The 13,942-nt window shown below is 72.5% G+C and carries 11 protein-coding genes; 2 read left to right on the plus strand and 9 right to left on the minus strand.

Features of this window, described 5'->3' with window-relative positions:
- The first annotated feature begins 1 nt into the window (after window position 1).
- A complete protein-coding gene (gene pheT / locus Apa02nite_RS20525) occupies window positions 2-2,479 on the plus strand; it encodes a phenylalanine--tRNA ligase subunit beta (RefSeq protein ID WP_203826386.1) in 2,478 nt (825 codons plus the stop codon).
- A gap of 340 nt (window positions 2,480-2,819) precedes the next feature.
- Here the strand turns inward: pheT and Apa02nite_RS20530 are convergent, their stop codons facing one another.
- From Apa02nite_RS20530 to Apa02nite_RS20560, 7 genes are all read right to left on the minus strand, one after another.
- On the minus strand, window positions 2,820-4,235 hold the full coding sequence (locus Apa02nite_RS20530; protein WP_239164432.1) for an MFS transporter: 1,416 nt from the start codon (window positions 4,233-4,235) through the stop codon (window positions 2,820-2,822).
- Window positions 4,232-4,690: a MarR family winged helix-turn-helix transcriptional regulator gene (locus tag Apa02nite_RS20535; RefSeq protein ID WP_203826387.1), complete on the minus strand. Its 459-nt coding sequence runs from the start codon at window positions 4,688-4,690 to the stop codon at window positions 4,232-4,234. Before Apa02nite_RS20535 ends, Apa02nite_RS20530 begins: the two co-directional genes overlap by 4 nt.
- Before the next feature lie 53 nt (window positions 4,691-4,743).
- The gene (locus Apa02nite_RS20540) at window positions 4,744-5,559 is read right to left on the minus strand and encodes a DUF4253 domain-containing protein (protein WP_203826388.1); all 816 of its coding nucleotides are present in this window, start codon (window positions 5,557-5,559) and stop codon (window positions 4,744-4,746) included.
- 9 nt (window positions 5,560-5,568) lie between these two features.
- Window positions 5,569-5,874 carry a hypothetical protein gene (locus Apa02nite_RS20545; RefSeq protein WP_203826389.1) on the minus strand — a complete coding sequence of 102 codons (306 nt, stop codon included), beginning with the start codon at window positions 5,872-5,874 and terminating at the stop codon, window positions 5,569-5,571.
- 365 nt (window positions 5,875-6,239) lie between these two features.
- Window positions 6,240-6,986: a GNAT family N-acetyltransferase gene (locus Apa02nite_RS20550; RefSeq protein WP_203826390.1), complete on the minus strand. Its 747-nt coding sequence runs from the start codon at window positions 6,984-6,986 to the stop codon at window positions 6,240-6,242.
- 139 nt (window positions 6,987-7,125) lie between these two features.
- Complete coding sequence (locus Apa02nite_RS20555) at window positions 7,126-8,487, minus strand: M20/M25/M40 family metallo-hydrolase (protein ID WP_203826391.1); 1,362 nt, start codon at window positions 8,485-8,487, stop codon at window positions 7,126-7,128.
- A 42-nt stretch (window positions 8,488-8,529) separates the two neighbouring features.
- Complete coding sequence (locus tag Apa02nite_RS20560; protein WP_203826392.1) at window positions 8,530-9,093, minus strand: TetR/AcrR family transcriptional regulator; 564 nt, start codon at window positions 9,091-9,093, stop codon at window positions 8,530-8,532.
- A gap of 105 nt (window positions 9,094-9,198) precedes the next feature.
- Here Apa02nite_RS20560 and Apa02nite_RS20565 point away from each other — a divergent pair, with 105 nt between their 5' ends.
- The gene (locus Apa02nite_RS20565) at window positions 9,199-10,584 is read left to right on the plus strand and encodes an FAD-dependent monooxygenase (protein WP_203826393.1); all 1,386 of its coding nucleotides are present in this window, start codon (window positions 9,199-9,201) and stop codon (window positions 10,582-10,584) included.
- On the opposite strand, the gene Apa02nite_RS20570 is transcribed toward Apa02nite_RS20565, so the two are convergent.
- Entirely contained in the window at window positions 10,581-11,282 is a 702-nt protein-coding gene (locus tag Apa02nite_RS20570) for a SanA/YdcF family protein (protein ID WP_373873013.1), read from the minus strand. The two genes, Apa02nite_RS20565 and Apa02nite_RS20570, sit on opposite strands and share 4 nt — an antisense overlap.
- 333 nt (window positions 11,283-11,615) lie before the next feature.
- A complete protein-coding gene (locus Apa02nite_RS20575) occupies window positions 11,616-13,862 on the minus strand; it encodes an exo-beta-d-1,3/1,6-glucosidase (RefSeq protein WP_203826394.1) in 2,247 nt (748 codons plus the stop codon).
- Between the last annotated feature and the right edge of the window lie 80 nt (window positions 13,863-13,942).

The following is a 13,942-nucleotide window of genomic DNA, read 5'->3' on the forward strand; positions in this document are numbered from 1 at the left end:
CATGAAGACGTCACTGTCGTGGCTCCGCGAATACGTCGAGCTGCCCGCGGACCTCTCCGCGACCCGCCTCGACGAGGCGCTGACCAACCTCGGCATGGAGGTCGAGTCGATCGTCGACCAGGCCGCCACCATCCGCGGTGACCTGGTCGTCGGCCGGGTCCTGACGATCGAGGAACTGACCGGCTTCAAGAAGCCGATCCGGTTCTGCACGGTCGACGTGGGGCGCGACGCGCCGCAGGAGATCGTTTGCGGTGCCCGCAACTTCGCCGAAGGCGATCTCGTGGTCACGATCCTGCCCGGCGGCGAGCTTCCCGGTGGTTTCACGATCGGAGCCCGCAAGACGTACGGGCGGAACTCGCACGGGATGATCTGCTCGTCGGCCGAGCTCGGGCTCTCCGGCGACCACGACGGCATCATCGTGCTGCCGGCCGGCTCGGCCACGCCGGGTGTCGACGCGCGCCCGGTGGTCGGGCTGGACGAGATCCTGGTCGAGGTGGAGATCACCCCCGACCGCGGTTACGAGATGAGCGTCCGCGGCATCGCCCGGGAGCTGGCCACCCACTTCGGTGTGCCGTTCACCGACCCGGCCGCTGCCCAGGCCGCCCCGGCGACCCCGGACGCGCCGTACGCCGTCACGATCGAGGACACCGTCGGGTGTGACCGGTTCTCGGCGCGCGTGGTGCGCGGCATCGACCCGGCGGCCCCGTCGCCGGCCTGGATGCAGCGCCGCCTGATCGCGTCCGGCATCCGGGCCATCTCGCTGCCGGTCGACATCACCAACTACCTGATGCTCGAGTTCGGTCAGCCGATGCACGTCTTCGACCTGCAGCGGCTCAGCGGCGGCCTGCTGGTGCGCCGCGCCCACCCGGGCGAGAAGCTGACCACCCTGGACGGCGTCGCCCGTGTGCTGGACGCCGAGGACATGGTGATCTGCGACGAGACCGGGCCGATCTCGCTCGCCGCCGTGATGGGCGGCGAGACCAGCGAGTGGCAGCAGGGCACCGTCGACGTGCTCCTCGAGGCCGCGCACTGGGACCCGGTGATGGTCGGCCGGACCGCGCGCCGCCACAAGCTGTTCAGCGAGGCCGCCAAGCGCTGGGAGCGCGGTGTCGACCCGCAGCTGACCCTGGCCGCGCTGGAACGGGCCGTCGCGATCCTGATCGAGCACGCCGGCGGCACCGCCGACGAGCGGGTCCTCGACATCGACCACGTCGTCGCACCGGCCGCCATCACGCTGCCGGCCGAGGCGCCCGCGCAGCTGATCGGGCTGCCGTACACGTCGGCCAAGGTCGCCGAGTTGCTCACCGCGGTGGGCTGCGCGGTGACCGGCGTCGAGGTGCTCGAGGTCGTGCCGCCGAGCTGGCGTCCCGACCTGCAGGCACCGGTCGACCTGATCGAGGAGGTGGCCCGGCTCGGCGGTTACAACGAGATCCCGAGCCTGCTGCCCCGGGCCGTTGCCAGCAACGGGCTCACCCCGGGTCAGCGCCGCCGCCGTTCGATCGGCCGGGCGATGGCCGAGAACGGGTACGTCGAGGTGCTGTCCTACCCGTTCGTCGCCCCGGGCACCGCGGACCAGCTCGGGCTGCCCGTCGACGACCCGCGGCGCAGCGCGGTACGGCTGACCAACCCGCTCTCCGAGGAGGAGCCGCTGCTGCGGACCACCCTGCTCGGGCCGCTGCTCGGCACGCTCAAGCGCAACCTGGGCCGGGGCCGCCGCGACGTCGCCCTCTACGAGACCGGCACGGTGTTCCTGCCGCACCTGTCCGCGGGCACCCCGCCGGCGCTGGGTGTCGACCGGCGGCCGACCGACGAGGAGTGGGCGCAGGCCAACGCGATCGTGCCGGAGCAGCCGTGGCACCTCGCCGCGGTGCTGGCCGGTGACATCGAACCGGCCGGTTGGTGGGGCGCGGGTCGCGCGGCCGGCTGGGCGGACGCCATCGAGGCGGCCCGGACCGCACTCAGCGCGGCCGGTGTCCCGGCCGTCCGGGTGACGGTGCGCGCGGCCGAGCAGGCGCCGTGGCACCCGGGCCGGTGCGCCGCGATCCTGGTCGGCGACACCGTGATCGGGTACGCCGGCGAGCTGCACCCGGCCGTGCTCTCCGCCCTCGACCTGCCCAAGCGCACCAGCGCCATGGAGATCGACCTGGACGTCCTGCCGGATGCCCCGGTGGTGGACGCTCCGTACATCTCCACGTTCCCGCCCGCGCTGATCGACGTGGCGCTGGTGCTCGACCGCGCGGTCCCGGCCGGCGAGGTGCAGACCGCGCTGGCCGAGGGCGCGGGGGAGTTGCTGGAGTCGGTCGCGCTCTTCGACGTGTACGAGTCGGAGCAGCTCGGCGAGGGGAAGCGGTCGCTGGCCTACAAGCTGACGTTCCGCGCTCCGGACCGCACGCTGACCTCGGAGGAGACGATCACCGCCCGCGACGCCGCGGTGGCCGTCACGGCGTCCCGTTTCGGCGCCGTCCTGCGCGGCGCCTGACCATCCCTGGAGAAGGGCCCGCGGCGACGTGCCGCGGGCCCTTCCTCATGTCCAGCCGGCCCGGACGCGCGCGATGTCCGCGTTCCGCACGGCCGCAGCGCGTGTCACGGGGTCGGCTGGTGCTCAGGGGTGTCTCGGACGGGTTGGGGCACCCCTGAGCACCAGCCGGGGAATCGGGAGCCGCGCTGCGGTCCGGGGTGGGGCGGGCCTGGCGAGGGTGACCAAGAGCTACACCCGTGAGGCGTGCAGCGATCGGGAGTGGGTGCGGCGTGGAGTGGAGACCCGGGACCTGCTTGCTGCGGTTGTCCGGGGTCGAGGTCGTACCGAAAAGGGGTTGGGGTCAGCGGGCCTTGCGGCTTTCCGCGCTGAGCCGGGTCAGCGAGCGGTCGGCGAGGATCAGGACCAGCAGCAGGGCGGCGACCGCGATCAGGAACCAGGCGACGTCGTGCAGGCCCGCGGTGTCGGCGCCGTGGCGGAAGAACGCGCCGTAGGCGGCGGAGGCGACCATCGCGCCGAGGTAGCTGAACGTGCGCAGCAGGCCGGCCGACGCGCCGATCCGGGCCGGGTCGGCCTGGAAGTAGACGGCGTTCTGGTTGGCGAGGCTGTGCAGGCCCTGCGGGAGGCCGCAGATCACCGAGATCAGTACCAGGATCAGAATCGGACTGCTGTCGTGCAGGGTCAGCATCAGGGCCGCGGCGGCGAGCTGGGCGACCGTGCCGACCAGGAGCTTGGCCCGGAAGCCGGCGCGCCGGCCGGTGATCGTGGAGACACCGATGGCGACCAGGGACATCGGCAGCAGGATCAGGCCGGCGTGCGAGGGGCCCAGGCCCCGGCCGGCCTCCAGCCACTGGGTGAAGCCGTAGATCACCGCGTACGCGATGGTCTGTGCCAGCAGCGCGCGGGCATACGTGGCGATCAGCGGGGTGTTGCCGCCGAAGACCCGCAGGTCGATGAAGGGCTCGGGGAAGCGGAGCTCGCGGACGGCGAACCCGGCGCCGGCGGCGAGGGCGAGCCCGAGCAGCCAGAGGTCGGCGACGGCCGGGTCCATCAGGAAGAGCATCAGGGCGGTGAGGGTGCCGGCGAAGAGCAGGATGCCCGGGATGTCGAAGGAGGCGCCGGTCTTCTGCTGCGGAGTGGCGCGGGGCAGCCGCAGCCAGCCCAGCACGAACGTGACCAGGGCGACCGGGATGTTGATCGCGAAGACCGTGCGCCAGCCGCCGGCCCCGATCAGCAGGCCGCCGAGGGTCGGGCCGATCACCACGATGGTCTGCGCGGACACCGACAGCAGGGTGAGCACCGAGGCCGGGCTGTCCACGCCGGTGCGGCGGGCCTCGCTGCGGATCAGGTACATGGCGGCCGGGTAGCCGGCGCAGGTGCCCAGGCCGAGCAGCACCCGGGCGGCGATCAGCACCCCGAGCGACGGTGCGAGCGTGCCGATCAGCCCGGCGATCCCGACCAGGGCGGAGCCGGCCAGGTGCAGGCGGCGGGCGCCGTAACGGTCGACCAGCCGGCCGACGACGGGCTGACCGGTGGCGGTGGCCAGGTAGAGCGCGGAGACCAGCCAGGCGGTGTCGGCCGGCGGCGCGCCGAGCGCGATGCCGATCGGGACGAGCGCGACCGCGAGCATCGACGAGTTGACCGGGTTCAGGATCGACCCCAGCACCATCGGGACGATCAGCCGCCGGTCGAAGCCGCGCCCGGCAACCTGATCCGCAGCGGTCCGGTCGGGAGTGGTCTGGCCGGAACCGGACTTCACCGGTCGGCCAGCCGGTCCAGCAGGGTCATCGCCTCGAGGACCGTCTGCCGCTCGGCCTCGGTGAAGTGGTCGGTCAGTGAGCGGGTCAGCCACTCGTCGCGCTGCCGCCGGGAGCCCGCGATCGCCTCACGGCCGACGTCGGTGAGGGAGACGAGTTGCCGCCGGCCGTCGGCCGGGTCAGGAGTGCGCTGGATCAGGCCCTGCTCGCCGATCGCGGCGAGGATGGCCGCCATCGACTGCGGGCGGACCCGCTCGGCGGCGGCCAGATCGCTCATCGAGGCGGGACCACCCCGGTCGATCCGGCTCAGCACGGACGTCTGCGAGGGGGTGAGCTCACCGAGCCCGGCGACCTCACGCAGCCGCCGCCGCAGCCGGCTGAACACCACCCGGATCTCGCCGGCGGCCTGAGCTGCCGAAACGGGAATGCCGGCCTCGACCGTGGGAGTCTCACTCATCACCCCACGGTAAAACCTTCAGTTGAAACTGACCAGTCCAGGCTGAAGAAAAATCAGTCCCACCAGAACTCCCACTGCTCGGCGCCGACCAGCTCGGCCGCGTAGTCCTCCAGCGACTCGGTGCCCTGGGTGATGGTGTCCGGGCAGAAGGCCAGGTGCTCGGCGGCCACCAGCCGGGCATGGTCCCGGTCGCGCGGCGGCGCGGCCACGCTCAGGATCATGGTGTCGAAGCCGAGCGCGATCAGCCGGGCGCCGAACCGGTCCTCCCAGCTGCGAAGGACCGCGGAGAAGCGGGCGGTGTCGTTCTCGTGGTTGACCGGGCCGGTCCAGCCGATCAGGGCCGGCAGGTCGGCGCCGCGCGGGCACCGGGCCAGGCCGAGCCGGGCGTCGGTGACCCGGTCGAAGTCGACGAGCAGCTCGGCGACCTCGGCCGCGTGCCGCTCCGGGTCGGTGCCGCCGGTGCCGGGCGGGGCGAAGCCGGGCCAGCCGTCGAAGAACGGCGCGACATTCGCACCGACCTCGTCGAGCTCCTCCGGATCGTCCGGGATGTGGCCGTCGAACCAGTCGCGCAGCAGGACGGCCGGGTCGTGATCACCCGGGTCGGTGGTGATCATCTGCGGCCGGAGCTCGCCGGTCTCCCACGGGCGCAGCGGCGACTCGGGCCGGAGCCCGCTGAGGAACACCGGCCACAGCCCGGACTCGGCGAACTGCGCGTGCGCACTGCTCCACCAGCCGGCCCCGACCCGCGCCTGACTGACCCAGATCAGCCCCTGCGCGAAACGCCACGCCCCACCGGCCGGATCACTGGCCAGCCCCGGCCCGGCGGCCGCGGGCGAAGGAGACGACGGTTGGCGTCGCTTGAAGAACATGCCCGCACGCTAACCAGCGGGTGTGACAGTTTCCCGGAGCAGCAGTCTGGCCTGCGGCCGCTCATCCGGATCGAGCCGCGCGCACCCGGCCTCCACCAGCTCCCACGGCCCCGCCGCCAGCGCAGTGTCGATCACCCCGCGGATCCCGTCGACCAGATCCGGCGAGGCGGCGAACAGCACCCGCAGCCGATCACCCTCCGGCGACACGGTGGTCCGGTGCGGTGTCGCCCCGCCGAGCGCTGACGTGACCACCGCGCCCGGGTCGGCGCCGTGGGCGCGCCGGAGGATCGCGTGGTGCGCGTAGACCTGCCGCATGGCTGCCCCTTCGCCCGTCGACGGCGTGTCCGCCGGGTGTCCGACGGCGTGTCCGCCGCCAACGGTAGCCCGCGTTCACCGGCGGTCGTTGCGCCGGCGGATCAGGACGACGGAACCCGCGACCACCAGGAGGGTGGGGAGGATGAGTCCCCACATCAGCCATCCGTTCATGCGAGCCAGCGTGCCGCCCCGGAGTCCACCACGGCTCATCCCAGCCGGGTGAAAGGCCCGCCGGGTGAAAGGCCCGCCGGGTGAAAGGCCCGCCGGTGGAGAAGGGCCCGCCGGTGGAGAAGGGGCCGCCGGGTGAAGAGGGGCGCTGGGTGAGAAGGGGCCGCCGGGTGAATGGAACCGGCGGCCCGTCCCGCTCAGTACTTGGCGATGTAGAGGCGCTTCCCGGCGGCCCGGTAGCCGACCCGCTCGTACACCCGCCAGGAGTCCTCGCCGGAAGCCTCCAGCCAGGCCAGATCGACCCCCGCCGCGAAGAGCCGGCTGGTGATCGCCGCGGTGATCGCGCCACCGAGGCCGGCGCGGCGGAACGGTTCGCCGACCGCGATGCCGGCGACCTCGCTGACCCCGTCACTCGGGGCTGTCGAGGTGCCGCCACCGGCGTACCGGCCGTCGGCCGCCTGGGCGGTGATCTGGACCGCGCCGTGGTCCTGGTTGCGGCGATAGCGCGCCACGTCGTCCGCGGTGGCCGAGGCGGGACCGCCGAACGCCTGGTTCTGTGCGGCGATCATGCCGGTCAGGTCGTCGTCGGTGACCGGTGCGAAGACCCGGAAGCCGTCCGGCACGGGCGGTGTGGCCAGCGAGGACGGCGTGCAGACCAGGTACTCGTTCCGGGCCTCGACCGCAAAACCCGCGTCGAGCAGCAGCGTCTCCAGGTCGGGGGCGCAGCTGGTGACGTACTCCAGGCGGGGCGGGCGTCCGCCGAACGCCGTGATCAGGCCTGCGACGTCGTCCGGGGTGATCGCAGCGCCGGGCAGCGGTGTCGCGTAGTTGATGTGCGGGCTGTCGGTGCCGTGGTCCAGGCCGAGCACGAACGGACCGGCTTGCACGGCGTCCGGGCGGGTGCGGAGGTTGGCGACGACAGCGTTCTGGATGCGCAGATCCATGGTGAGGTGAAACCTTTCGAGTGCTCTACAAGAAGGAAGACCGAAGCGTGGGGGTGGACACCGTTGCAATCACTGGCTTCATTCCTTCGAGCACTCGAGGATCGTCCGTTCTGGGCGATCTCGCCGGAATGCTAACGCATCACGCGGCGGGCCGTGGGGCGGCTGCCGGGCTGCGGTGCCCGCCGGTGTCCACCGCCCGTACGCCGAATTGGACGTTGTCCTTGGACACGTCCACCGTGACCGCACCGACCTTGCCGACCGGCAGCACGTCGGTCCAGTCCGGCGCGGTCGTCTCCCGCCAGACCACCTCATACCCGGCCAGGTCGGGCTCGGTGCCGACGGTCCAGCGCAGCGTGGTCTGGTTGGTCAGCTGGGTGGTGTCGACGACCACGCCCTTCGGGGTGCCGGGCGCGGTCGCCAGTGACCACAGCGTGGCCGCGTTGACCTTGGCGACCCGGGCGATGTAGTCGAAGTCGCAGAACTCGACGAGGTCGCCGTACTGCACGCCGTCGACCACCCGGACGTCCTGGTGCTCGTGGGCGAAGTTCTCCCGGGGCTCGGTGAACCGGGCCGCCGGGTAGCCGCGCAGCAGGAACGACACGTGGTCGCTGCCGCGCAGGTAGCGGTCGCGGCGCCAGACCACCCGGACGTCGGTTCCGGCGGGCTCGACCTCCTTGACGAACCGGCCCAGTTGCCGTGAGGGGCCGTCGTTCTCCCCGCCGATGCTCCTGCGCGTGGTCGCCTCGGCCGCCGTCTCCGCGGTCGGCACCCCTTCGACGAAGAGCCGCACCGTGCGGTGGTCGGGGCGGCTGCCGTCGTGGGCGTCACCGGTGCCGACGATGTCGTTGCTGAACATCGCCTGGATGTCGGCGCCCGCGTCCTTGTAGACCTGCGCCATGTGGTCGGAGCCGTAGAGCCCCTGCTCCTCACCGGCCACGGCGGCGAAGACCAGGGTGGCCTCCGGCTCACGACCGGCCAGCACCCGGGCCAGTTCCAGCACGACAGCGACTCCGGAGGCGTCGTCGTCGGCGCCCGGCGCGTCGCTGGTGAAGTCGAGCACGTCGGTGGCCCGGGAGTCGTAGTGGCCGGTCACCACGTAGATCTGCTCCGGGGTGACGCTGCCGCGCAGGGCGGCGATCACGTTGGTGATCACGGTCGGCGTGGGCACGCGCGGGGAGACCGGCTGGGTGAAGGACTGCAACTCGACGGTCATCCGGCCGCCGGACGTCGCCGCGTACGCGGTGAGCTGCTGGTGGATCCAGTCGCGGGCGGCGCCGATCCCGCGTACCGGATCGGTCTGTGACGACAGGGTGTGCCGGGTGCCGAAAGCGGCGAGCCTCCGCACCACGGCTTCGATCCGGTGGGGGTCGATCTCGCGCAGGATCGCCTTCAGCGTGGGGTCCGGCGGGCGCCGGCGCGGGCCGGCCGCCTGCGCGGCCCGCGCCGGCGCGGCAAGTGATGCCGCGGCCGCGGCGGAGAGGAGGCTACGCCGACTCGTCATGCCTGACACTGTGGTCCACTCTGGTTCAGATGTCCACGTCCGTCAATGTCCCGGGGTGTCGTACAGGTACCGCTGGACGGTCGGCGCGAGCCAGGCGACCGCCGCGTCCCGGTCGAGCGCGACGATCGGCGGCAGCCGCAGCACGAACCGGCACAGCGCGAAGCCCAGGATCTGGGTGGCGATCAGGCCGGCCCGGGTGGCGGCGGTGGCCGGGTCGGGCGCCAGCCGGGCGGCGACCGGGCCGACCTGGGCCGCGAAGATCGTGCGCATCCGCTCGGCGGCGGCCTCGTGGCTGACCGCGGCCCGGATCAGCGCGAGCAGGGTCTCGTCGCCGGCCCAGCGGTCGAGGAAGTGCTCCACCAGCACGGCACCGTGCCGGTCGGCGGGGACCAGGGCCATGTCCGGCAGGCGCAGGTCGAACTCGGCGGCCGCGGCGAACAGCTTCTCCTTGTTGCCGTAATAGCGCATCACCAGGGACGGGTCGATGTTCGCGTCGGCGGCGATGGCCCGGATGGTGGCCCGCTCGAACCCGTCGGCGGCGAACCGCTCGCGTGCGGCGGTCAGGATCGCGGCCCGGGTGCCGTCCGAGCGGCGTTGCGCTGTCATGGTCCCAACCTATGTCAACGAGCGTTGGCCAACAAGTGTTGACTCGATCTTGCCGGGATGCCTATCGTTGTCAACAAGTGTTGGCAAACGAGTCGAGGAGCAGTCATGCACACCACCGTGGCGATCGTCGGAGCCGGGCCGACCGGTCTGCTCCTGGCCGGTGACCTGGCCCAGGCCGGGGTTCAGGTGACCGTTTTCGAGCAGCGTTCCGGCGCGTCCGATCTGACCCGGGCGTTCGGCGTGCACGCCCGCACCCTCGAGGTGCTCGACGCACGCGGGCTCGCCGGGGAGCTGATCGAGACCGGGGCCAAGGTGCAGCGGCTGCGGCTGTTCAACCGGATCCGGGTCGATCTGTCCGGCCTGCCGTCGCGGTTCCCGTACCTGCTGATCACCCCGCAGTACCACGTCGAGCGGCTCCTCGAGCAGCGCGCGGAGAAGGCCGGGGCGCAGATCGTCAGGGGCGCCACGCTGACCGGGCTCGATCAGAGCGCCGACACGGTCACCCTGCACCTGGGCGCGGAGACCGTCACCGCCGACTGGGTGGTCGGCGCGGACGGTGTGCACAGCGCGGTCCGCCAGGCGGTCGGCCTGCCCTTCCCCGGCCAGTCGGTGCTCACCTCGATCATGCTGGCCGACGTCCGGCTGGCCACCCCGCCGGAGGATGTGCTCGCGGTCAACGCGGTCGGCGACGCGTTCGCGTTCGTCGCCCCGTTCGGCGACGGGTGGTATCGGATCTTCGCGTGGGACCGCCGCAAGCAGGTCGGCGACGCCGAGCCGGTGACCCTCGACGAGATCCGCGCGGTCACCCGGCGGGCGCTCGGCACCGACTTCGGGGTCACCGAGAGCCGCTGGATGTCCCGTTTCCACAGCGACGAGCGACAGGTGCCGGCCTACCGGTCCGGCCGGGTGTTCCTGGCCGGCGACGCGGCGCACGTGCACTCACCGGCCGGTGGGCAGGGCATGAACACCGGCCTGCAGGACGCCGCGAACCTGTCCTGGAAGCTCGCCGCGACCGTCCACGGCTGGGCGTCGGCCGGGCTGCTCGACACGTACCAGGCCGAACGCCACCCGGTCGGCAAGCTGGTCCTGCGCAGCAGTGGCACGCTGATCCGGCTCGCGATGATCCGTTCCGCGGCGGGCCGCCGGACCCGCGACACGATCGGCTCCGCGCTGATGTCCCTGCCGCCGGTGATGCACCGGGCCGCCGGCATCCTCTCCGGCGTCGGCATCGACTACCCGGACGCGCCGCGTGCTGCGGATCAGAAGCTGCGCGATGGAACGCGTCTCTACGAGGCGCTGCGCGACGGACGGCACGTCCTGCTCACCGACGATCAAAATCAGACAGGGTACGACGATCGCCTGCACCTGGCCCGGCCCCTGACGCCGTCCCGCCGAGCCACCCTGATCCGCCCGGACGGGTACGTCGCCTGGCAGGGCGCTGCCGCGCAGACCCCGACCGCGCTGCGCCGTCTCCTGGGCCCGCCCGATTAGCCCTTCGCGATCGCGGCCTCCACGCCGGTCTCGTGCGGGCCCAGGAAGATCGGGTCCCGGCCGGTGGCGGCGTCCCAGCCGGCCTTCACCGCGGCCGCCCACTCCCGGACCTCGCCCCGCGCCCACATCGGCTTGAAGACCCGCGCGGTGTCGTCACCGACCCCGGTGGCGTCGATGCCCATCGCCCGGCACAGCGCCACCGCCCGCGGCACGTGGAACGACTGGCTGACCACGATCGCCTGCCGCACCCCGAAGATCTTGCTGGCCCGCGAGCACGAGTCGTAGGTGTCGAACCCGGCGTGGTCCATCACGATCCGGTCGGCGGGCACCCCGCGCGCGACCAGCCAGACCAGCATCGCGCCGGGCTCGTCGTACCTCCACTCGGCGTGATCACCGGAGACCAGGATCGCCTTGACCTTGCCGGCCTCGTAGAGCTGCCGGGCGATGTCCAGCCGCGCGGCCAGGAACGCCGACGGCTCACCGGGCGGGTCCACCTGCGCGCCCAGCACCAGAGCCACCGGCGCGTCCGGCACGTCGGCGATCGAGTAGACGTGACCAGCCGCGGCCCGATCGACCCAGAGGTTGGCGGCCGCCACGGTCGCGACCGTCAGCACCGTGCCGAGACCACCCGCGACGACCAGGCGGCGAAACCAGCGGGACCGGCCGAGCCGGCCGAGGGAAACCTTGCGCACCAGCACACTCTGGCAGCCCTCGACAAGATCCTCGTCCCGCCTTCGTGCCAACGGCCAACCCCTTTTCGGTACGAGATACCGAGCGCTCGTCCGCAGGCGACGAGCCGCGTCCCGTGGTGGCCTCGCGCGACACCGTCCCGGCACCGGGCCGCAGCGCGGCCCACTGTCACCGGCTGGCCCCCAGGGGTGTCTCGATGGTCGTGAGGCACCCCCGGGAGCCAGCCGGTGACCGGGACTCGCGCTGCGGCCCGGACCCGGCGTGGCGTCGCGGGCGGCCCGGTGGCGGCCTGCCGGCTGTCCGGGTGGCTGTCCGGGCCGGTGGCCGGCTCGGACAGCGGGTCAGCTGATCCGGAACTTGGCGGACTGCAGGGCGGAAAGCCGCGAGTTCGGGCCGACCAGCAGCTCGAAGTCGCCGGGCTCGACCACCCGGCGGCAGTCCGCGTCGACCAGGGTGCACTCGGCGGCCGGAATCTCGATCTCCACGGTCACGCTCTCGCCGGCCGGCACGGTCACCTGCCGGTAGCCCTTCAGCTCCCGGCTCGCCCAGGTCACGCTGGTGACCAGGTCGCTGACGTACGCCTGGACGGTCTCCAGCGCCGGCCGCGTCCCGGTGTTCGACAGCCGCACGGTCGCCCGCACCACCCCGTCGGCCGGGACGTCCGGCTCGCCGATGGTCAGGCCGTCGTAGACCACGGTGGTGTAGCTGAGCCCCTCGCCGAACGCGAACAGCGGGTCCTGGGTCAGGTCGGCGTACCGGGTGCCGTGCTGGCCGCGCAGCTGGTTGTAGTAGACCGGCTGCTGGCCGACGTGCCGGGCGGCCGAGATCGGCAGGCGGCCGCTCGGCTCGATCGCGCCGAGCAGCAGCTCGGTGAGGGCCTGGCCGCCGCGCATACCCGGGTTGAAGGTCTGCACGATCGCAGCCGCGCCGAGCGCCGACGGCGGGAGCGCCAGCGGCTTCGAGTTGACCAGCACGACGATCATCGGGGTGCCGGTCGCGGCCACCGCGTCGAGCAGCGCGATCTGCCCGCCGAGCAGCTCCAGGGTGGCGGTCGAGCAGCCCTCGCCGGTCAGGTTGACGGTGTCGCCGACCACCACGACGGCGTAGTCGGACTCGGCGGCCAGCAGCGCCGCCGCGGCGATCCGGGCCGGGTCGACCGGTGCCGACTCGGAGATCGGCGGCCGGGGCTGGCCGTCCGGGAACGTCTCACCCTCCGGGTCCGGCACCAGGCGCTCGACGTCGGCGCCGCGTTCGTACGTGACGGTCCAGCCGTCCGGCACCCCGGCGCGGAGGCCGTCCAGCACCGTGGAGGTCAGCTCGCGCGGGTGGCCGTCCGGCATCCAGCCGACCTGGCCGGAGTTGCCGGCCCAGTCGCCGAGCTGTGCGGAGACGTCGTCGGCGTTCGGTCCGAGCACGGCGATCCGGCGGGCGCCGGCGGCCGGGTCGATCGGCAGCGTGCCGTCGTTGCGCAGCAGCACCAGCGAGCGGCGGGCGATCTCCAGGTTGAGGTCCACGTGCTCGGCGCAGCCGATCACCTCGCGCTGGCGGTCGGCGTCCGGGGTGCGTGGGTTCTCGAACAGGCCGAGCTCGAACTTCAGGCGCAGGATCCGGCGGGCCGCCGCGTCGATGTCGGACTCGGCCAGGATGCCGCGCTGGACGGCCTCCTGTGCGCCCTCGAAGAACGCCGGGGTGGTCATCACCAGGTCGTTGCCGGCCTTGACGGCGAGGGCCGAGGCCTCCGCGTAGTCGGCGCAGACCTTCTGCTCCCAGACCATCCGGCCGACGTTGTCCCAGTCGGTGATCAGCGTGCCGGTGAAGCCCCACTCCTGCTTCAGCACGTCGTTGAGCAGCCACTTGTTCGCCGTGATCGGCACGCCGTCCATCGACTGGTAGCCGAGCATGATGACCTGGCAACCCTCCTTGGCAGCCCGCTCGAACGGCGGCAGGAACCAGGAGCGCAGCTTGCGCCGGCTGATGTCGGCCTCGCTGGCGTCCCGGCCGCCCTGGGTCTCGGAATAGCCGGCGAAGTGCTTGGCGGTGGCCAGGATGCCGGTCGGGTCGGTCAGTCCCCGGCCCTGGTATCCACGGATCATCGCGGCGCCGAGGTCGCTGATCAGCAGCGGGTCCTCGCCGAAAGTCTCGTCGACCCGGCCCCAGCGCAGATCCCGGGCGATGCACAGCACCGGCGAGAAGGTCTGGTGGATGCCGGTCGCGGAGACCTCGACCGCAGTGGCCCTCGCCACTCGTTCGAGCAGCTCCGGGTCCCAGGTGGCGGCCATCGCGAGCTGGCTCGGGAAGATCGTCGCACCCGGCCAGAACGAGTGGCCGTGGATGCAGTCCTCGGCGGTGAGGAGCGGAATTTTCAGCCGGGTGCGGGCCAGCAGCTCGCTCGCCTCGATCAGCTTGGCCGGCGAGGTGTGCAGGATCGATCCGGCCAGTTTGTCGTGAATGATCTCGGCCAGGTCCTGCCGGGCGTCGAGCTGCAGCATCTGGCCGACCTTCTCGGCCAGTGTCATGCGGCTGAGCAGGTCGTCCACCCGCCGCTCGACCTCGATAGAAGGGTCCAGATAGGGGAAGTCTGCGGGCACGCGGGCCTCCGGTCGTCATGACCGCAAAGCACGGTCTCCCAAACGCGAACGTGTCGGAGTCTTCCAGTCCGGAACCGGTT

The sequence above is a fragment of the Actinoplanes palleronii genome, from assembly GCF_016862315.1.
GTDB classification, from domain to species: Bacteria; Actinomycetota; Actinomycetes; order Mycobacteriales; family Micromonosporaceae; genus Actinoplanes; species Actinoplanes palleronii.

Coding starts and splice junctions, on each gene's coding strand:
- Apa02nite_RS20545 (WP_203826389.1), bottom strand. CDS start 5,874: ATGCGGCAGGTCTACGCGCACCACGCGATCCTCCGGCGCGCCCACGGC.
- pheT (WP_203826386.1), top strand. CDS start 2: ATGAAGACGTCACTGTCGTGGCTCCGCGAATACGTCGAGCTGCCCGCG.
- Apa02nite_RS20550 (WP_203826390.1), bottom strand. CDS start 6,986: ATGGATCTGCGCATCCAGAACGCTGTCGTCGCCAACCTCCGCACCCGC.
- Apa02nite_RS20540 (WP_203826388.1), bottom strand. CDS start 5,559: ATGTTCTTCAAGCGACGCCAACCGTCGTCTCCTTCGCCCGCGGCCGCC.
- Apa02nite_RS20565 (WP_203826393.1), top strand. CDS start 9,199: ATGCACACCACCGTGGCGATCGTCGGAGCCGGGCCGACCGGTCTGCTC.
- Apa02nite_RS20560 (WP_203826392.1), bottom strand. CDS start 9,093: ATGACAGCGCAACGCCGCTCGGACGGCACCCGGGCCGCGATCCTGACC.
- Apa02nite_RS20555 (WP_203826391.1), bottom strand. CDS start 8,487: ATGACGAGTCGGCGTAGCCTCCTCTCCGCCGCGGCCGCGGCATCACTT.
- Apa02nite_RS20535 (WP_203826387.1), bottom strand. CDS start 4,690: ATGAGTGAGACTCCCACGGTCGAGGCCGGCATTCCCGTTTCGGCAGCT.